This window comes from Pseudomonas sp. GW823-FHT03E05, from assembly GCF_058796855.1.
Genome location: NZ_JBXAJB010000003.1, coordinates 421,707 through 440,130, shown reverse-complemented (window position 1 = coordinate 440,130; position 18,424 = coordinate 421,707). Strand labels below are relative to the sequence as shown.

The window sequence follows — 18,424 nt, the reverse complement described above, 5'->3', positions numbered from 1 at the left end:
CTTATTTGGCGGGGTTTTGCTTTTTTGTGCAGAAAAAATAGGAGTCAGCCAGGATCATGAGTACTGCACCATCCATCATCCTTACCCGCCTTGACGTGCAACGTCTGGAGCGCCTGATCGACAGTCTGGACGACTCGCTGCCAGGTGTCATTGCACTGCAAACCGAGTTGGATCGTGCCGAAACGCTGGTGGGTCACGATGAAGTACCGGCCGGTGTCGTAACCATGAATTCGCGTGTGCACTGCCGTGAAGAAAGCAGCGGCAAGGACTACCACCTGACCCTGGTATATCCACAGGACGCCAACGCCGACGAAGGCAAGATTTCCATCCTGGCACCGGTGGGCAGCGCTCTGCTGGGCCTGCAGGTAGGCCAGTACATCGACTGGCCGGCTCCGGGTGGCAAGACCTTGAAGCTGACCCTGCTGGAAGTTGAATACCAGCCGGAAGCCGCAGGCGACTACCACCTCTGATCCTTGGCTAGACCTGCTCGAGCGCGTCGTTCAGTGCGCGCTCCAGGCTGGCCTTGTAGCGCAGATACAGGATGCTCGGGCTTTGCACGTCACCGAGCAGCCCTGAAAGATCCAGGTCAGTGATGTAGCAGCGATAGCGCTCTGTTTCATGGCGCTGCCCGACGATTTCCTGGGCCACCGCGGCGAACAGTTGATCGCCATATTCCAGATCGGAAAACTCCCGTTGATTGCAGTACAGCGAGACCTGCACCTGGCCCGGTGCGGCCTTGCCGATGATCGCCTGCACGTCATAGAAGGCTTTGTCCACCGGCGTCGGTGGGGCTGGCCGCGGCTCTACCCGACGTGCGCGGCCCGTGCCTGAGGGCAGAATCTGCAAGTAGAGTGTGTCCAAAGGTTTCTCGGGCTGGTTGCTGTCCATCGGCAGCAGCGCCTCGCGGCGGTAGAGAATCGACTGCAGGAAGCGCTGCAGGGGCACCAGCAGGCTGTGTTCGTCGTGATAGGGCAGGGTCTGCTGCCACAGCGCGTTGTACTCATCGAGCACGTAAAGCTCCGCGTACTCGTCGATGATCCGATAGAACACCTGGATGCAGTCCGGCTGGCCCATGGGCAGGATCAGCGCCAGGTCGTGGTCTTCCAGGGCCATCGGGTCAAGGTGCAGTGGGCTGTAGCGGCTCTGCTCCTGCCCCAGGTACTCCAGCAATGCGGCAGGGGTTGCCATGGCCCGGTGCCGAACCTGCCCGGGCACCAGTTCAAGCACGTGGTAGTGCTGCTGCACCTGGATCAGGTAGCGGTAGTTGAGCTGGCTGAGCAACAGGTTGTGCGCGGTTTCGAACAGTTCTTCCACCCGGCGGGCAATGAATTGCGCGCGGTTGTGACAGAAGCAGCGTACCCGCAGCCGCGGCTGCGTGCCGCCCGGCAGATTGTTCAGGTAGTCCCGCAGGCAGTCGAGCAGCGCATGCTCGGCGTCGTAGCGGCCGACCATTACCTCGTTCCAGCTATTGAGGGTGACCTGATCCAGGGTCAACACCAGATTCTCGCGTACCCCGGCATAGCTCAGGGAGTCGGTGCGCTCGGTGGTCATCAGAATGTTCAGGTCGCGGTGGTGCTTGAGGGGGTCGACCCCGACGTTCACCAGGATCAGCACTTCGCCGGGCACGGCGGCGTGCAGCAACTGTTCCTCGCTGACCGTCGTCAAAGGCAGTGGCACGGTCTGCTGCAGGCTGCCCAGCAGGTTGAACAGTTCGAATTCGCTCAGGTCGCTGCTGCCCGGGTGCAGGGCCAGGCGGGTACTGCTGTCGATCACGCCGTTGCGATGGCACCAGGTAAGCAGTTCCAGCAGCTCGCGACTGCGCTTGATCGGGGCGAAATGCTCCCACTCCAGGGCGGTCAGGCTGCCGTTGTACAGCCCCCAATGGTTCTGTCCGGGTTCCTTCTTGTTCGGTGACTGCACCAGGGTCAGGGTGTCTTCAGCCAGGTCCGGGGCGATGCCGGGGTTGATGAACTCGATCTTCCCGGCCTTGCGCTCGAAGGCCGCGTACAGGCGCCGGCCCAGGACATTCAGGTCACGCTTGTTGATCAGGCTGGCGGCCTGCTCGGTGCGGGCGAACTGGGTCAGGAAGCGATAGCTGTAGTTGAGCTCGTTGACCAGGGCCCGGCGCTCGCTGCTGACCTGGCGCACCTTCCACTGGCTGCGGCTGTCCAGCAAGGCCAGTTGGCGTTGGTCCCAGCCCCATTCGCTGGCCAGGCGCTCCAGTAGAGCGCGCTGCCAGTTCGGGCTGCGGGTGGCGTTGCCGACGGTAAGCTTGCGGTTGACCTTGAGGTACAGGCTGCGCCGTACCAGTTCCAGGCGCTCCGGCTCGCCGCGAGCCTTGAGGTATTCCTCGATGCGCCGGTAGACCACGATGTAGGGGTCCAGCTCATCCAGGTCCAGGCGGTTGGCAAACACCGCTTGCTTGAAGCGCAGGCTCAGGCACTGGACCTTGGGATGCTCGCTGGCATAGACCTCGATCAGCAGCAGCTTGAGTACGGACTTGTAGGGCGACTCGATGCCCTTGAACAGTTGCCACAGCCCGGCGCCGATGAACTCGCCGGGCGGAATGCGTGCCATGTGGCCCAGGTCGAGGTTTTCCTCGGCGGGGACAAAGCGCTTGGACAGCAGGGTGTCGATGTACTGTTCGTAACGGCGTTCTTCGTACACCGGTACCAGCCACCACAACGGCGTGCGCCCGGCCAGCCAGATCGCGGTGCGGTAGAACTCGTCCAGCAGCAGGTAGTGCTGGGTGGTGCCGCAGTCGTCCGAACTCAGCTGAGTGTCCCGCTCCCCGCGGACAAAGCGATTGGGGTCGATCAGGAAAAAATGAGCTTCAGCACCCTGGCCGGCCGCCCAGGTCTCCAGCAATTGGCACTTCTTCTGCAACTCGGCCAGCTCGTTTTCGCCCAGATCCGGCGCATGGCACACCCACACGTCCATGTCGCTCTGGTCTGCCTGGGCCAGGGTACCCAGGCTGCCCATGAGAAACAGGCCATGAATCGGCCGTGGCGGGTTGCCGTGGCGCGGCTTGTAGGAAAACGATCGGGTCAGGCGCTGGGCTTCGGCCAGGGCCTGGGGGTCGGGTTCGTAGCAGGAAAGCCCCGCCGGGGTGGCTCCGGATACATAGCCGGGCAACAACGGGTGATTGACGTGAAAGAACAGCGGCAACAGGTTGAGGACTAACTGCTGGCGTGTCGACAGCCCTTCCATTGCCCGGGCCATGCGCCCTTCATTGAGCTTCAGGAAACGCGCGCGCAGTTGGCTGAGAACCTTGCGATCGATTCCTTCATCCAGATCGGGACGGATTTCATGGGTATGGGGCATTTCAAGCGGAGCTCGAACGTGGCGGTATTGAAGACGGCGAGCAGTTTACCGTCAGACAGGGCTCAGCCTTAAACTGATTTTATTTTTTGACGCCAGATTTCTAGCGCATTCAGAAGGAGGCGCCTACGGAATCCGACAGACGGGAACCCCGCAGGCCGATGCAGGTTGTTCAGGCGACTTCTTTGACGTTCAGGATGGTCAGCAGGCCCTGGGCATGTTCAGCGGCGTCCCGCCCGAGGCTGGTCAGATAGCCTCCATCGGGTTGGGTGATCAGTTCCTTGTCAAACAGGCGTTGGGCGGCAGCGATGGCAGAAGGGGCGGCGGTCTGATGGATTTTCAGGCCTTCCTGGGAGTTGTCCAGGTTGAAGAGTGCAAGGATTTCCAGTTCGGCAACCAACTCAGGGGTATACGACATAAGGACTCCAGACTTTCTAGGAATTAGAGGTCAGCGTTCTTAAGGTGAACGCAGAAAGGCGGCGTGTCCAGCGTTCGCTGAGGAGTTTTATCCCCGGGTGCAGCGGTATTTGGCCGCAGGGTGGTGGCAGTGTAGTCGGGGCGCGAGGCACGGGCGGGAAAGAGTGCCGGAGCCTGCGCTCCGGCAGCGCGGTGTCACTGCTTTTCGGGAGGCAGTTCCGGCAGGGCGCGAAGGGCGGCTTCGTACCATTGGGTGTCGAAGGCGCGGTCCTGTTCGAGGATCGCGTCGATCTCGATCGCCAGTACATGGGCCATCAGATTGAGGATTTCCTCGCGCTCGTAGCCCACCAGGGTGAGCTTGTTGAACGTGGCCTTGGCCGCTGGTGGGTTGTCGCTTTCGATCTGGTTCTCGATCGCTTCGATCAGGGTATTTTCGGCGAACTCTTCTTCGTCGGTGTCGATATCGGTTGGCTCGCTCATGGCAGGCTCCTCAAGGAAAGGTCGCCAGTTTACTCGTATTCAGCGGCTCGATGCTGCTGGCCAGAGTGGGATTAACCTTCTATAAAAACCCCCTGCCAACCCCTGCACGGCCTGGAGGCTACGGGATGTTCAAGCTCTATGGGTTCGCCATCAGCAACTACTACAACATGGTCAAGCTGGCCTTGCTGGAGAAGGGGCTGCCTTTCGAAGAGGTGCTGTTCTACGCCGGCCAGAGCCCCGAGGCGCTGGCTATCAGCCCTCGGGGCAAGGTTCCGGTACTGGAGGTGGAGCAGGGCTTCATCAGCGAAACCAGTGCGATTCTCGATTACCTGGAGCAGGTGCGGCCGGCGCCGGCGCTGCTGCCGAAGGACGCGTTCGAACGTGCCCAGGTGCTGGCACTGGCCAAGGAGATCGAACTGTACATAGAGCTGCCGGCCCGGGCCTGTTTCCCCGAAGCGTTCTTCGGCGCGACCCTGCCCGAGGCGATCAAGGAGAAGGCCGGGATCGAATTGCTACAAGGCTTTGCCGCATTGCGCCGGCATGCCCGGTTCGCCCCCTATGTGGCGGGCACCAGCCTGAGTGTGGCGGACCTGTATTTTCAGTACAGCGTGAACCTTGCCCTGATAGTCGGGGACAAGTTGTTCGGAATCGATTTTTTGGCCGAGATGCCCGAGGCCCGGGCCTTGCTCGAGCGCCTGGAGCAGACCCCCAACGCTCGGCGCATCGCCGCTGACAAGGCGGCACTGATGGCCGCCAGAAGGTCAGGGCGCTAGGAACCTGCTCGCACCGGCAGAGGATGCCGGCGCGGGCAGGCTCGCAAGGGCTTAGCGGCTGGCCAGCAGGGCCTGGCCGCGGGCCACTGCCGCCCGGACCTGGGCCGGTGCGGTGCCGCCGATGTGGTTACGGGCATTCACCGAGCCTTCCAGGGTCAGCACGGCGAACACGTCCTGTTCGATCTGGTCGCTGAACTTGCGCAGCTCTTCCAGGCTCATTTCCGCCAGGTCCTTGCCGGTTTCCACGCCGTACTTCACCGCATGGCCGACGATTTCGTGACAGTCGCGGAACGGCAGGCCACGGCGTACCAGGTAGTCCGCCAGGTCGGTGGCGGTGGAAAAACCGCGCAGGGCCGCCTCGCGCATGATGGCGTGCTTGGGCTTGATGGCCGGGATCATGTCGGCGAAGGCCCGCAGCGAATCGCGCAGGGTATCGGCGGCGTCGAACAGTGGTTCCTTGTCTTCCTGGTTGTCCTTGTTGTAGGCCAGGGGCTGGCCTTTCATCAGGGTCAATAGGCCCATCAGCGCGCCGAATACCCGGCCGCTCTTGCCCCGTACCAGTTCCGGCACGTCGGGGTTTTTCTTTTGCGGCATGATCGAGCTGCCGGTGCAGAATCGGTCCGGCAGGTCGATGAACTGGAATTGCGCGCTGGTCCACAGCACCAGCTCTTCGGAAAACCGCGACAGGTGCATCATCGCCACGCTGGCAGCGGCGCAGAATTCAATGGCGAAGTCCCGGTCCGAAACGCTGTCCAGGGAGTTGCCGCCCACAGCTTCGAAGCCCAGCAACTGGCAGGTCAGCTCGCGGTCGATCGGGTAGGTGGTGCCGGCCAGCGCGGCGCTGCCCAGGGGCATGCGGTTGGTGCGCTTGCGGCAGTCCACCAGGCGCTCGTAGTCACGGCTGAGCATCTCGAACCAGGCCAGCATGTGGTGGCCGAAGGTCACCGGTTGGGCGGTCTGCAAGTGGGTGAAGCCCGGCATGATGCTCTCGGCTTCACGCTCGGCCAGCTCCAGCAGGCCTTTTTGCAGGCGGGTGATTTCACCGAGGATCAGGTCGATCTCGTCCCGCAGCCACAGGCGGATGTCGGTGGCCACCTGGTCGTTGCGGCTGCGGCCGGTGTGCAGTTTCTTGCCGGTGATGCCGATGCGGTCGGTCAGGCGCGCTTCGATGTTCATGTGCACGTCTTCGAGGTCCACGCGCCAGTCGAAATGGCCGGCCTCGATCTCGCCCTGGATGGTCTTCAGGCCGTCGATGATGCTGTCGCGCTCGGCATCGGTGAGCACGCCGACCTTGGCCAGCATGGTGGCGTGGGCAATGGAGCCCATGATGTCATGGCGATACAGGCGCTGGTCGAAAGTGACAGAGGCGGTGAAGCGGGCGACGAAGGCGTCGACGGGTTCACTGAAGCGGCCGCCCCAGGACTGATTGGTCTTGTCAGTGCTCATGAATTCGCTCGTGATCTGCTGAAGGAAGATGGCGTGAAAAACAGGCGCCGATAATAACAGGGTTGCCCGGGCTGTCGCTGGCGCTGGTCGGCAGCTTTTTTCTCCGCCGGACGCCTGGGTGGCTTGTCGCCGGCCTCGGGGGCGCAGAGACTGAGGTCGGCGCAGTCGTAGGCGCTTCCTGCGAGGTGAGCGCCTTGAGTGCGGAAGCTGATATCGGTCAAACGATATTTATCGATTGAGCAATATCGTCTTGGCAACCGTCTACAGTTGGACAGGAGGACCGGCACAATTGCGTAACACCCCTCGCGTGTTCGCAGTGGGCCCCTCCAGCAAGTTCACACCGCACAGGGCCAGGCAATCCGTCCACCAAACGAGACGGGTGCGGGCAGGGTGGGCGGCGACCACAATCACGAGGGGGGCTTTGTGTTGAATACCAGCATTCCCTGCGACGTCGTCGCGCATCAGCCGACCTTGAGCGGTATCGGGCAGGCACGGGCAAATATTGGTGCCCGACTTGCGGCACTTTTTGGCCTTCGCACTAGTCTTAGCGTGGATCGCGGTGACGGACGTCACTCCACCTGTCTACGCTATCCTTGTGCGAGACTCACGCAGGAATCCAGCGCAATATGAATGTCCTGATCGTTGATGACGAACCCCTAGCCCGCGAGCGCCTGAGCCGGATGGTCAGTGAGCTCGAGGGATACAGTGTCCTGGAGCCTAGCGCCACCAATGGCGAAGAGGCGTTGAGCCTGATCGACAGCCTGAAGCCGGATATCGTCTTGCTCGACGTCCGCATGCCGGGGCTGGACGGTCTGCAGGTCGCCGGCAAGCTGTGCGAGCGCGAGACGCCTCCGGCGCTGGTGTTCTGCGCTGCGCCGGACGAATTCGCCCTGGAGGCCTTCGAGGTCAGCGGCGTCGTCCACCTGGTCAAGCCAGTGCGCTCCGAGCTGTTGCTGGAGGCCTTGAAAAAGGCCGAAAAGCCCAACCGTGTACAACTGGCGGCACTGACCCGGCCCGCGGCCGAAAGCGGTAACGGCCCGCGCAGCCATATCAGCGCCCGTACGCGCAAAGGCATCGAGCTCATCCCACTGGCTCAGGTGGTGTATTTCATCGCCGACCATAAATACGTGACCCTGCGCCACGAGGGCGGCGAGGTGCTTCTGGATGAGCCCCTGAAGGCTCTGGAAGATGAATTCGGCGACCGCTTTGTGCGTATCCACCGCAATGCGCTGGTGGCCCGCGAGCGTATCGAGCGTCTGCAGCGCACACCGTTGGGGCACTTCCAGTTGTACCTCAAGGGCCTCAATGGCGATGCGCTGATTGTCAGCCGGCGGCATGTGGCGGGCGTGCGCAAAATGATGCAACAGCTCTAGGCCAGGGTTTGACCCCTGCAATGGGTGAAGCCTGGCGTCGGGAGGAGGCTAGGTTTCTGATACAAGTCAAAGCTGATTTGGTTGAGCTGTTATTATCTGCCGTATCTATTCAGTACGGATTGATCCATGTCCTCTCGCGAAATCCGCATCGCTACCCGCAAAAGTGCTCTGGCCTTGTGGCAGGCCGAATACGTCAAAGCCCGTCTGCAAGAGGCCCATCCGGGTCTTGTCGTGACCCTGGTGCCCATGGTCAGCCGCGGCGACAAACTATTGGACTCGCCCTTGTCGAAAATCGGTGGCAAGGGTCTGTTCGTCAAGGAACTGGAAACCGCGCTGCTGGAAAACCAGGCCGATATCGCCGTGCACTCGATGAAAGATGTGCCCATGGACTTCCCGGAAGGCCTGGGTCTGTTCTGCATCTGCGAGCGCGAAGACCCGCGTGATGCCTTTGTTTCCAACACCTACGCCAGCCTCGACGAGTTGCCTGAAGGCAGCGTGGTGGGCACCTCCAGCCTGCGCCGTCAGGCTCAGTTACTGACCCGTCGCCCCGACCTGCAGATCCGTTTTCTGCGGGGCAACGTCAATACCCGTCTGGCCAAGCTGGACGCTGGCGAATACGACGCCATCATTCTCGCGGCCGCTGGCTTGATCCGCCTCGGATTCGAGGATCGCATCAGTTCCTCCATCAGTGTCGACGACAGCCTGCCCGCCGGTGGCCAGGGCGCCGTCGGCATCGAGTGCCGCAGTGCCGATACTGAAATCCACGCCTTGCTGGGCCCCCTGCATCACGCCGACACGGCCAGCCGGGTAACCGCCGAGCGCGCACTGAACAAGCACCTCAACGGTGGTTGCCAGGTGCCGATTGCCTGCTATGCGGTGCTGGAAGGCGAGCAGATCTGGCTGCGCGGCCTGGTGGGCGAGCCTAGCGGCGGCCTGCTGCTCAGCGCCGAAGCTCGTGGCCCTCGCGCATCGGCCGCCGAGCTGGGTGTGCAAGTGGCGGATGCCCTGCTGGCCCAGGGCGCCGATGACATTCTGCGCGCGGTCTACGGCGAGGCGGGCGAGGAGTGACTGGCTGGCGCCTGCTGCTGACCCGGCCGGCCGAGGACTGCGCCGCGCTGGCGGCGATCCTGGCGCAGTCCGAGATTTTGAGCAGCAGCCTGCCATTGCTGGAAATCCAGGCGTTGCCGGTCAGTGACTCGCAGCGGGCTACCCTGCTGGCATTCGACCAGTACTGTGCGGTGATTGTGGTCAGCAAGCCGGCGGCGCATCTTGGCCTGGAGCTGTTGCGCCAGTATTGGCCGCAACCACCAGACCAGGCCTGGTTCACCGTAGGCGCCGCTACCGCGCAGATCCTTGCGGATGCCGGCTTGCCAGTGGCCTATCCCCAGCAGGGCGATGACAGTGAAGCCTTGCTTGAACTTCCCCAATTGCGCGAGGCTATCCGCCGGCCTGATCCACGGGTGTTGATCGTGCGCGGGGAGGGGGGGCGCGAGCTGCTCTCTGAGCGCTTGCGCGCCCTAGGTGCTAGTGTCGATTATCTGGAACTCTACCGCCGCTGCCTGCCGCACTACGCCGAAGGCGCGTTGCTCCAGCGGATTGAAGTGGAACGCTTGAACGGGCTGGTGGTCAGCAGTGGACAAGGTTTCAGCCACTTGCGGCAGCTGGCGGGGCCCGCCTGGCCGCAACTGGCGAAGATGCCGTTGTTTGTTCCAAGCCCCCGGGTCGCCGACATGGCGCACGCCGCAGGGGCGGAAAAAGTTGTGGATTGTCGCGGCGCCAGTGCCGCGGCTTTGCTAACGGCGTTACGGGAGCAACCCGTGCCCGTTCTCTAAACGCAAAGGATGGATACGTGAGCGAAACAGCCTTGCCTAAAGATGAAGCCCAGCCGGTGCCCGAGACACCTGCTGAACCCACGAAACCAACCGTTGAGCGTCGTGGCAACGGGTTGGCAATTCTGGCCCTGCTGCTGGGGGCGGCGGGCGTCGCCGTTGGTGGCTGGGGGATCTGGCAGGTGCGCCACCTGCAAGCCAATAACCAGCAGCAGTTCAGTCAGTTGCAGGCCCTGGGGGATCAGGCCCAGAGTCTCAAGCTCAGCGAACAGCGCTTGAGCGAACGCCTGGAACAACTGCCCGCGGCCGATGAGCTGGAAGACCGGCGGCGTCTGGTGGCCCAGTTGCAGGGTGACCAGCAGCGCCTGAACCAGCGCCTGGAAACAGTACTGGGCGCCAGCCGCAAGGACTGGCGCCTGGCGGAAGCCGAGCACCTGTTGCGCCTGGCCAGCCTGCGTCTTTCGGCGCTGCAGGACATCAGCAGCGCTAGGGCCCTGGTCCAGGGCGCCGACGATATCCTGCGGGAACAAAACGATCCGGGAGCCTTCGCAGCCCGCGAGCAGTTGGCCAAGAGTCTGGCGGCCCTGCGCAGCACCGAGCAGCCGGACCGCACCGGGCTGTTCCTGCAACTGGGGGCTTTGCGTGACCAGGTGCTGGAACTGAGCGCCGTGGCTCCGGAGTACAAGGACCGCGGTGAATCGCTGCTCGGCCTGACAGCCGATGGTGACGGCGCCAGCCGCTGGGCCCAGTGGTGGGATCAGATCTCGCGCTATTTCCGCATCGACTTCAACGCCGACAAGAACATCCGTCCCTTGCTGGCCGGTCAGGGCCTGACCCAAGTGCGCCTGGCCCTGAGCCTGGCGCTGGAGCAGGCGCAGTGGGCTGCCCTGAACGGCCAGGCCGCGGTCTATACCCAGGCGTTGACCGAAGCCCGCGACGTGCTCACCGGCAACTTCAATCAGGACAACCCGCAAAGCAAGATCATGCTCGAGCGCCTGGCCGAGCTGAGCAAGCAGCCGGTGACGGTCGTCACCCCGGACCTGGCCAAGACCTTGAGTACGGTCCAGGCCTACCTGGAGCGGCGTAACCTGAATGTCGAAGAGTCGGTCAAGCCTCTGGCCAAACCTGCGGCGAACAACGCCCAGGAGACGAGCCCATGAAGCGTACCTATGTGATCGTCCTGCTGGTCATTGCGGCCATCGGCCTGCTGGGTCTGGCCATTGCCGAGCATCCCGGGTACGTACTGATCGCCTACAGCAACTTCCGTTACGAATCGAGCCTGTGGGCAACCCTGGCCCTGGTGGCGCTGGTCTGGCTGGTGGTCTGGGGCATCAAGCTGCTGATCGAGTTGGTGATGGTGTCCGGTGGTGTAGTCAATCCCTGGTCACGGCGCAATCGCAGCCGCCGGGTGCAGATCGCCATCGAGCAGGGCCAGATGGACCTCGCCGAAGGGCGCTGGGCCAGCGCGCAAAAGCACCTGCAGCGTGCCGCCGAGGCCGAGCGCCAGCCGCTGCTCTACTACCTCGGCGCTGCCCGGGCGGCCAACGAGCAGGGCCACTATGAAGAATGCGACCGGTTGCTGGAGCGGGCGCTGACCCGCCAGCCCCAGGCAGAGCTGGCCGTGGCCCTGAGCCACGCCCAACTGCAGACGGATCGCGGCGATACCGAGGGAGCCCTGAGCACCCTGCAGGCCATGCATGAGCGCCATCCCCATAGTGTCCAGGTGCTGCGCCAGTTGCAGCGCCTGCATCAGCAGCGTGGCGACTGGTCGGCCCTGATCCGTCTGTTGCCCGAGTTGCGCAAGGACAAGGCGCTGCCGGCCAGCGAACTGCAGGAACTGGAACGTCGGGCCTGGGGTGAAAACCTGTCCCTGGCCGCGCGTCATGAAGAAGATGAGGTTGCCGGCCTGCAATCTCTCAATCGTGCCTGGCAACAGTTGACCTCGGCACAGCGCCAGGAGCCGCAGTTGGTGCTGGCCTATGCCGAACAACTGCGTCAACTGGGCGCGGGGGCCGAGGCGGAAGAGGCCCTGCGCACGGCAATCAAGCGTAAGTACGAAAGCCACCTGGCACGGCTCTATGGCCTGGTGCGTGGCAGCGATCCGTCGCGCCAGTTGCAGACCGCCGAGCACTGGCTGAAGGAGCATGCGGACGATCCGAGCCTGCTGCTGACCCTGGGCCGCCTGTGCCTGCAGAACAGCTTGTGGGGCAAGGCCCGGGACTATCTGGAAAGCAGCCTGCGCTTGCAACGCAACCCCGAAGCCTGTGCGGAACTGGCGCGCCTGCTGGCTCAACTGGGGGATACCGAACGCAGTAACCAGCTGTTCCAGGAAGGTCTGGGCATGCTCGATGAGCGCCTGCTGGCCTCACCGCTGCCGGTCCCGGTGCGGGCCTGAGGTGTCCCGGGGCCGGTTGCCTGTTTCAGGCAACCGGCCCTTTTGCTGCTGTACCTGCGGCGCTGTTGTCGATCGGTTGCGACATAGCGCTTCTTGAAAGCAGCGAGCGCTTTCTCTACCGTGGCTGCCTGTTTCTCCCGTTACGGATATCTCATGTCGCTGGCCGGCTCCCGCTTGCTGTTCTCCCTGGTGTTCCTGGTGGGGGCTTTGGCCTCGTGGGCGGCGTTCAACCTGCAAACGGGTGGCGGCCTCGAGTCCTGTTCGCTGTGGGGCGTGCAGCGCCTGCTGTTGCTGGCATTGGGTGGGGTCAATCTGCTGGCCGTGATCCAGGGGCCAGGGCGCGTGGGGCGGGCGGTCTACTGGGGGCTCAACCTGCTGTTGGGCCTGCTGGGGGTGGTCACCGCGGGACGCCATGTGCTGTTGCAGAACATTCCTTCCGAACAGTTGCTGGCCTGCCTGCCGGACATGTCCTTCATGCTCCGCCAGTTGTCCTGGTGGCAGGCGTTGAAGCTGACTTTCATGGGCACCTCCGATTGCGCTGAGGTCACCTGGACCCTGCTGGACATGAGCTTGCCGGAGTGGAGCCTGCTGTTTTTCGTGATCATGCTGATCTTTAGCGGCTACCGCCTGTGGCGTCAGCTACGGGGCGCGCGCAAGGCCGTGGCGTTGCCCTGAGTCAGTGTTTGGCAGGAGGGCGGGGATTAAACGCTTGTATGAACTTTATCTCCTGCGTACCTTGATGCTGTAGTCGAGCGGGCATAATCTGGCCCGCACCTGTCACTGGAATTATGTTGCTCGATGCTGTTGTGCCTGACCGGATCCAGAGTCTCCAGAAAGGAGCGGCGGACAAGCGGCATGACCCATAAGGGAAGAGAGATCACCATGCTCGAAAGTTGTCAGAATGCTCAGGAACGCTGGGGTGGAGTGCATCTGCTGATCGACCGCTGGTTGCAGGAGCGTCACGAACTGGTTCGAGCCTATGATGCGTTGGGCGCGGAGCCCGAGGCACTGAGTGAGAGCAAGAAGCCGCTGCAGGAATTCTGCGGGATCCTGGTGGACTACGTCTCCGCCGGCCATTTTGAAATCTACGAACAGCTGACCAGCGAAGCCAAGGCGTTTGGCGACAAGCGCGGGCTGGAGTTGGCCGACACCCTCTACCCACGCATCGACGTGATCACCGAAAAGCTCCTGGCGTTCAATGACCTGTGCGACGCCGGCCAGTGCGTGGCGCAGAAGTTCAAGGAACTCGGTGGCCTGCTGCATGAACGCTTCGAGCTGGAAGACTGCCTGATCGAAGTGCTGCACAACGCCCACAAGCAGGAAGCTGTGGCTCAGGCCTGAGCACAGGAACCTACCAGGAAAAACGGCACGCCTCGGCGTGCCGTTTTTCGTTGTGGTGCTTCAGCCAGCGACACCGAGCAATTCGATGTCGAACACCAGTGGGGTGTAGGGCGCGATCAGGTCCCCGGCGCCTTCGGTGCCATAGGCCTGGTTCGACGGGATTACCAGGCGCCACCGGGCTCCAGTGGGCATCTGCGACAGTGCGCTACGCCAGCCGGCGATCACGCTGTCGAGGCGGAACCATTGCGGCTGCTGGGTCTGATCGAACACGGTGCCGTCTGGCAGGCGCCCGGTGTAGCGCACCTGGACCGAGCCGTTGGGGCTGGCCTTGTTGCCGCTGCCAGGGCTCAACTCGGTCAGCAGGATGCCGTCTGCCAGTTGGCGGACCCCGGGCTTGGCCTTTTCTTCATCGAGAAAGCGCTGTTCGTTTTTCAGCGCGATCTCTGTCTGAGACTTGGCCGACTGTTCGCTGATCTGTGCGTCGTGCTCGGCAAGGATCTGTTCGATGCGTTCGCTTTTCAGCGCCAGAGGCTTGCCTTGATAGGCGGCCCTCAAGCCTTCGACCAGGGCCTGGATCTGCAGGTCGGGCACCTCATCGCGCAGGCGCTCACCGAGGCTTGCCCCCAGGCTGTAGGCAAGATCGTGAGCGTTGTTGGATGGTGCTTCGGCAGCCGCCTGAGCCAGTGGCAAGAACAGGCTCAAGGATAAAAACAGGTAACGCGACATGGGCACTCTCCGGCCTGAGTTGCGGTGGATTATGCCAGCGACAAAGCGCTCGTTGGTGAGCAACTTCGATGGGGGCGAAGAACATTTTCGTTCGGCTGCAACGCCAGGCTTTCGATACTGTCAACATGCCCTAGCGGCGGTAGCAGCAGAGGTCTAGTATGAGCCGCAACTCACGTCAGCCAGGAGGTAAACCATGTCGGCCAATAAGAAGCCTGTAAATACTCCGTTGCATTTGCTCCAACAGCTGTCGGGCAGCTTGCTCGAACATTTGGAAAACGCTTGTTCCCAAGCCTTGGCTGATGCTGAAAAACTGCTCGCCAAGCTGGAAAAACAACGGGGCAAGGCGCAGGAAAAACTGCACAAATCGCGCACCAAACTGCAGGACGCTGCGGCGGCCGGCAAGGCCAAGGCACAAGCCAAGGCGAAGACCGCGGTCAAGGAACTCGAAGACTTGCTGGACGCCCTGAAAGAGCGTCAGGCACAAACCCGCAGCTACATTCTGCAACTCAAGCGCGATGCCCAGGAGAGCCTGAAACTGGCTCAAGGCGTGGGTCGTGTGAAGGAAGCGGTAGGCAAGGCATTGAGCTCTCGTGATGCCAAGCCGGCAGCGGTAGCAGCTAAAAAACCAGCGGCCAAGCCTGCTGCCAAGGCACCGGCCAAAGCTGTTGCCAAGCCGGCGGCGAAAAAACCTGTTGCTGCCAGTGCAGCCAAGCCCGCCGCGGCCAAAACCGCAGCCGTCAAGCCTGCTGCCAAACCAGCGACTAAGCCTGTTGCTGGCAAAGCGGCGGCTGCCAAACCGGTAGCTGCCAAGCCAGCCGCCAAGCCCGCTGCGAAGCCTGCGACCAAAGCCGCTGCGGCCAAGCCAGCTGCTAAACCTGCCGCTAAGCCCGTAGCCGCCAAGCCAGCAGCGAAACCTGCTGCCACCAAGACCGCTGCGGCTAAACCGGCTGCCGCCAAACCGGCCGCTAAACCAGCAGCGAAACCCGCCGCTACAAAAGCTCCGGCCAAACCCGCGAGCAAACCTGCAGCTGCCAAGCCAGCCGCGGCATCGGCGGCCAAGCCTGCCGCCAAGCCTGCTGCCGCCAAACCCGCAGCAAAACCCGCTGCCAAGCCGGCCGCGAAAAAGCCTGCTGCCAAGCCCGCAGCCGCCAAGCCTGCTGTAGCCAAGCCAACTGCTCCAGTTGCCAAACCTGCAGCTCCCGCGCCCGCAGCGGCCAAGCCTGCAACTCCTGCTCCGGCTGCCTCGCCGGCACCAGCTGCAAGTGCACCCGCTGTTCCTGCGTCGGCTCCAGCCAGCAACCCTTCCAGCGCTTCCTAAGCGCCGGCCACCGCGATGCGCAGTACCTGCAGCGCATTGCGGTTCCGGACGGCGGCTTCGGCCGCCAGTCCTTCCAGCCAGTCATTCAGGCTCCGGGCCTGAGCTTCGGGCCACTTTCGTGCCCCTTCCTGCAGACGCAGCAGCAACTGCCGTTCGGCATCCAGTTCCAGGGCCTTGAGTTGTTCGCGCAAGGTGCTCAGTTGCACGTCGCTGGCCGCGGCGGCTCGCCACTCAATCCGCAGTTTGCGCAGGGGTTCGACCACCTCCTGATACCAGGGCGCAGCCAACTCTTCGAGCGCTTGCAGGCGCTGTTTATCGCAGTCGACCCCCCTTTGGCCAAGCCAGGCGCCACAGAGCAACAGACAGACATTGGCCCCGCCATCCTGCAGTTGCAGGCAGGCCTCCTGCACACCGGGCAGGGCGTAAGTCTTCAGGGCAAAGCTCCACAGGTCAGGGGACATATTGCTACTCGCGCCAGTTGCTAACGAAGCTGGTAGACTCCGCCGCCATTATGATTCGACTTCAGAACCTGACTTTACAGCGTGGCCCGCAACGTCTGCTAGAAGACGCCGAGCTAACCCTGCACGCCGGCCAGAAAGCCGGCCTGATCGGTGCCAACGGCGCCGGCAAATCCAGCCTCTTTGCCTTGCTGCGCGGTGAGCTGCACCCGGACTCGGGTGACTGCTTCCTGCCGGCCGACTGGCGCATCGCCCACATGCGCCAGGAGGTCGATACCCTCGAGCGCCTGGCGGTGGACTATGTGCTCGACGGCGACTTGCGCCTGCGCCAGGTGCAGCGTGACCTGGCCGCTGCAGAAGCGGCCCAGGACGGCGCCGCGCAAGCGCGCTTGCATGCCGAGCTGGACAGCGCCGACGGTTACACCGCCGATGCGCGGGCGCGCAAGCTGCTGGCTGGCCTGGGTTTCACCAACGAGCAGATGGACCGTCAGGTCGGCGACTTCTCCGGGGGCTGGCGGATGCGCCTGAACCTGGCGCAGGCGCTGATGTGTCCCTCGGACCTGCTGCTGCTCGACGAACCTACCAACCACTTGGATCTCGACGCCATCATCTGGCTCGAAGAGTGGCTCAAGGGTTACCCCGGCACCTTGCTCCTGATCTCCCACGACCGGGACTTCCTCGATGCCGTGGTCGATCACGTGGCCCACGTCGACCAGCGCAAGATCACCCTCTATCGCGGTGGCTACAGCGCCTTCGAACGCGCCCGTGCCGAGCGTCTGGCCCAGCAGCAGCAAGCCTACGAGAAGCAGCAGGCGCAGCGCGCGCACATGGAAAGCTACATCGCCCGCTTCAAGGCCCAGGCCACCAAGGCCCGGCAGGCACAGAGCCGGATCAAGGCCCTGGAACGCATGGAGGAGCTGTCGGCGGCCCACGTCGATTCGCCCTTCGATTTCACCTTCCGTGAGTCGACGAAGATCTCCAGCCCGCTGATCGACCTCTCCGATGCCCGCCTGGGCTATGGCGAGCGTGCGGTCCTGGAGAAGGTCAAGCTGCAGCTGACTCCGGGCGCGCGGATCGGCCTGCTGGGGCCCAACGGCGCCGGCAAGTCGACCCTGATCAAGAACCTCTCCGGCGAACTCCAGCCGCTGTCCGGGCGCCTGACCCGGGGCGAGAACACCGTTGTCGGTTACTTCGCCCAGCATCAGCTCGATTCCCTGGACTCCAAGGCCAGCCCCTTGCTGCATCTGCAGCGCCTGGCGCCCACCGAGCGCGAGCAGACCCTGCGCGACTTCCTCGGCGGCTTCGACTTCCGCGGCGCACGGATCGACGAGCCGGTGCTGAACTTCTCCGGCGGTGAAAAAGCCCGTTTGGCCCTGGCGCTGATCGCCTGGGAGCGGCCCAATCTGCTGCTGCTCGACGAACCCACCAACCACCTGGACCTGGAGATGCGCCTGGCCCTGACCATGGCCCTGCAAGAGTTCAGTGGTGCGGTGCTGGTGGTCTCCCACGATCGCCATCTGCTCAAGAGCACCACCGACAACTTCTTCCTGGTGGCCGACGGCAAGGTCGAAGAGTTCGACGGCGACCTGGACGACTACACCCGTTGGCTGGTGGATTACCGCCAGCGCAATGCCCCGGTCAGCAACACGCCGGTGAACCCGGACAAGACCGACAAGAAGGCCCAGCGCCAGGCCGCCGCGGCGTTGCGTCAGCAACTGGCACCGCACAAGCGCGAGGCCGACAAGCTGGAAGCCGAGTTGGGCAAGGTGCATGAGCGCTTGGCCAAGATCGAGGCCAGCCTGGGCGACAGCGGTTTGTACGAGGCTGCGCGCAAGGATGAGTTGCGGGATCTGCTGGCCGAGCAGGCCAAGCTCAAGACCCGTGAGTCCGAGCTGGAAGAAGCCTGGATGGAGGCCCTGGAACTGCTGGAAAGCATGCAGGCCGAGCTGGAGGCGCTGTCCTGATGGAGGCGCTGCAATTACCGTTGCCGGCCCAGTGGATCGGCCCGTTGTGGATTGGCGTGCAGATCCTGCTGATCCTCCTGGCGGGCTACCTGGCCCAGCGCTTCGTGGCTCGTGGCCTGACCCGCCTGGGCGAGCGCTACCCGTTCCCGCCGCAGTTGCTGATGCCCCTGCGGGGCGGCCTGCGCTGGCTGATCATGGGCAGCGCGGTGATCTTCGTGCTGGAGCGCCTGGGGGTTTCCGCCACGGTGCTGTGGACCGCCCTTTCAGGCTTCGTCGCCGTGGCGGCGGTGGCCTTCTTCGCCATGTGGAGCGTGCTCTCCAACCTGCTCTGCGCGATCCTGATCTTCACGGTTGGCCCGTTCCGCCTGGGTGACGTGGTGGAGCTGGTGGACACCGTCGACAAGCCTGGGGTCAAGGGCCGGGTCGTGGCGATCAACCTGCTGTACACCACCCTGATCGAAGCCGAGGAAGCCGGCACCGGCAGCGCCATGGTCCAGGTGCCCAACAGCCTGTTCTTCCAGCGCTCGGTGCGCCGCTGGCGTGGCACTGATGTGCTGCCCGTGGGCAGCGGCGAAAAGTAACC

Annotated in this window: 18 protein-coding genes; 12 read left to right on the top strand and 6 right to left on the bottom strand. The window is 63.3% G+C overall.

Annotation, left to right across the window (positions count from 1 at the left end):
* The first annotated feature begins 56 nt into the window (after positions 1-56).
* Positions 57-470: a nucleoside diphosphate kinase regulator gene (gene rnk, locus AC1RCO_RS15015; RefSeq protein ID WP_011064182.1), complete on the top strand. Its 414-nt coding sequence runs from the start codon at positions 57-59 to the stop codon at positions 468-470.
* A 7-nt stretch (positions 471-477) separates the two neighbouring features.
* Here the strand turns inward: rnk and AC1RCO_RS15010 are convergent, their stop codons facing one another.
* From AC1RCO_RS15010 to AC1RCO_RS15000, 3 genes are all read right to left on the bottom strand, one after another.
* Positions 478-3,324, bottom strand: a complete 2,847-nt coding sequence (locus AC1RCO_RS15010; RefSeq protein WP_103290810.1) for a class I adenylate cyclase — start codon at positions 3,322-3,324, stop codon at positions 478-480.
* Positions 3,325-3,493: 169 nt separating this feature from the next.
* Positions 3,494-3,739 (bottom strand): TIGR02647 family protein, encoded by a 246-nt coding sequence (locus AC1RCO_RS15005; protein WP_011064180.1) that lies wholly within the window; start codon positions 3,737-3,739, stop codon positions 3,494-3,496.
* A gap of 194 nt (positions 3,740-3,933) precedes the next feature.
* Complete coding sequence (locus tag AC1RCO_RS15000) at positions 3,934-4,218, bottom strand: hypothetical protein (protein WP_011064179.1); 285 nt, start codon at positions 4,216-4,218, stop codon at positions 3,934-3,936.
* Between the two features lie 125 nt (positions 4,219-4,343).
* On the opposite strand from AC1RCO_RS15000, the gene AC1RCO_RS14995 reads away from it, so the two are divergent.
* Positions 4,344-4,991 (top strand): glutathione S-transferase, encoded by a 648-nt coding sequence (locus tag AC1RCO_RS14995; protein WP_065365043.1) that lies wholly within the window; start codon positions 4,344-4,346, stop codon positions 4,989-4,991.
* 51 nt (positions 4,992-5,042) lie between these two features.
* On the opposite strand, the gene argH is transcribed toward AC1RCO_RS14995, so the two are convergent.
* Positions 5,043-6,437, bottom strand: a complete 1,395-nt coding sequence (gene argH / locus AC1RCO_RS14990) for an argininosuccinate lyase (RefSeq protein WP_041120368.1) — start codon at positions 6,435-6,437, stop codon at positions 5,043-5,045.
* A gap of 626 nt (positions 6,438-7,063) precedes the next feature.
* On the opposite strand from argH, the gene AC1RCO_RS14985 reads away from it, so the two are divergent.
* From AC1RCO_RS14985 to AC1RCO_RS14955, 7 genes are all read left to right on the top strand, one after another.
* The gene (locus AC1RCO_RS14985) at positions 7,064-7,810 is read left to right on the top strand and encodes a LytR/AlgR family response regulator transcription factor (protein WP_492617831.1); all 747 of its coding nucleotides are present in this window, start codon (positions 7,064-7,066) and stop codon (positions 7,808-7,810) included.
* A gap of 126 nt (positions 7,811-7,936) precedes the next feature.
* Complete coding sequence (gene hemC, locus AC1RCO_RS14980; RefSeq protein WP_019095788.1) at positions 7,937-8,878, top strand: hydroxymethylbilane synthase; 942 nt, start codon at positions 7,937-7,939, stop codon at positions 8,876-8,878.
* Positions 8,875-9,642, top strand: a complete 768-nt coding sequence (locus AC1RCO_RS14975; RefSeq protein ID WP_011064174.1) for a uroporphyrinogen-III synthase — start codon at positions 8,875-8,877, stop codon at positions 9,640-9,642. The genes hemC and AC1RCO_RS14975 overlap by 4 nt, the downstream gene beginning before the upstream one ends.
* A gap of 17 nt (positions 9,643-9,659) precedes the next feature.
* Positions 9,660-10,799 (top strand): uroporphyrinogen-III C-methyltransferase, encoded by a 1,140-nt coding sequence (locus tag AC1RCO_RS14970; RefSeq protein ID WP_011064173.1) that lies wholly within the window; start codon positions 9,660-9,662, stop codon positions 10,797-10,799.
* Positions 10,796-12,034, top strand: coding sequence for a heme biosynthesis protein HemY (locus tag AC1RCO_RS14965; protein ID WP_065365044.1), 1,239 nt, complete (start codon positions 10,796-10,798; stop codon positions 12,032-12,034). The genes AC1RCO_RS14970 and AC1RCO_RS14965 overlap by 4 nt, the downstream gene beginning before the upstream one ends.
* 153 nt (positions 12,035-12,187) lie before the next feature.
* The gene (locus tag AC1RCO_RS14960; protein WP_053160388.1) at positions 12,188-12,709 is read left to right on the top strand and encodes a disulfide bond formation protein B; all 522 of its coding nucleotides are present in this window, start codon (positions 12,188-12,190) and stop codon (positions 12,707-12,709) included.
* Between the two features lie 207 nt (positions 12,710-12,916).
* Positions 12,917-13,375: an Rsd/AlgQ family anti-sigma factor gene (locus AC1RCO_RS14955; protein WP_011064170.1), complete on the top strand. Its 459-nt coding sequence runs from the start codon at positions 12,917-12,919 to the stop codon at positions 13,373-13,375.
* A gap of 60 nt (positions 13,376-13,435) precedes the next feature.
* On the opposite strand, the gene AC1RCO_RS14950 is transcribed toward AC1RCO_RS14955, so the two are convergent.
* On the bottom strand, positions 13,436-14,101 hold the full coding sequence (locus AC1RCO_RS14950) for an FKBP-type peptidyl-prolyl cis-trans isomerase (protein WP_015637447.1): 666 nt from the start codon (positions 14,099-14,101) through the stop codon (positions 13,436-13,438).
* Positions 14,102-14,294: 193 nt separating this feature from the next.
* Between AC1RCO_RS14950 and AC1RCO_RS14945 the strand changes: the two genes are divergently transcribed.
* A complete protein-coding gene (locus AC1RCO_RS14945) occupies positions 14,295-15,419 on the top strand; it encodes an AlgP family protein (RefSeq protein WP_073698912.1) in 1,125 nt (374 codons plus the stop codon).
* On the opposite strand, the gene AC1RCO_RS14940 is transcribed toward AC1RCO_RS14945, so the two are convergent.
* The gene (locus AC1RCO_RS14940) at positions 15,416-15,880 is read right to left on the bottom strand and encodes a TIGR02444 family protein (RefSeq protein WP_011064167.1); all 465 of its coding nucleotides are present in this window, start codon (positions 15,878-15,880) and stop codon (positions 15,416-15,418) included. The two genes, AC1RCO_RS14945 and AC1RCO_RS14940, sit on opposite strands and share 4 nt — an antisense overlap.
* Positions 15,881-15,930: 50 nt before the next feature.
* On the opposite strand from AC1RCO_RS14940, the gene AC1RCO_RS14935 reads away from it, so the two are divergent.
* Positions 15,931-17,841 carry an ATP-binding cassette domain-containing protein gene (locus tag AC1RCO_RS14935; RefSeq protein ID WP_011064166.1) on the top strand — a complete coding sequence of 637 codons (1,911 nt, stop codon included), beginning with the start codon at positions 15,931-15,933 and terminating at the stop codon, positions 17,839-17,841.
* On the top strand, positions 17,841-18,422 hold the full coding sequence (locus tag AC1RCO_RS14930) for a mechanosensitive ion channel family protein (RefSeq protein WP_011064165.1): 582 nt from the start codon (positions 17,841-17,843) through the stop codon (positions 18,420-18,422). Before AC1RCO_RS14935 ends, AC1RCO_RS14930 begins: the two co-directional genes overlap by 1 nt.
* The last annotated feature ends 2 nt before the right edge of the window (positions 18,423-18,424 follow it).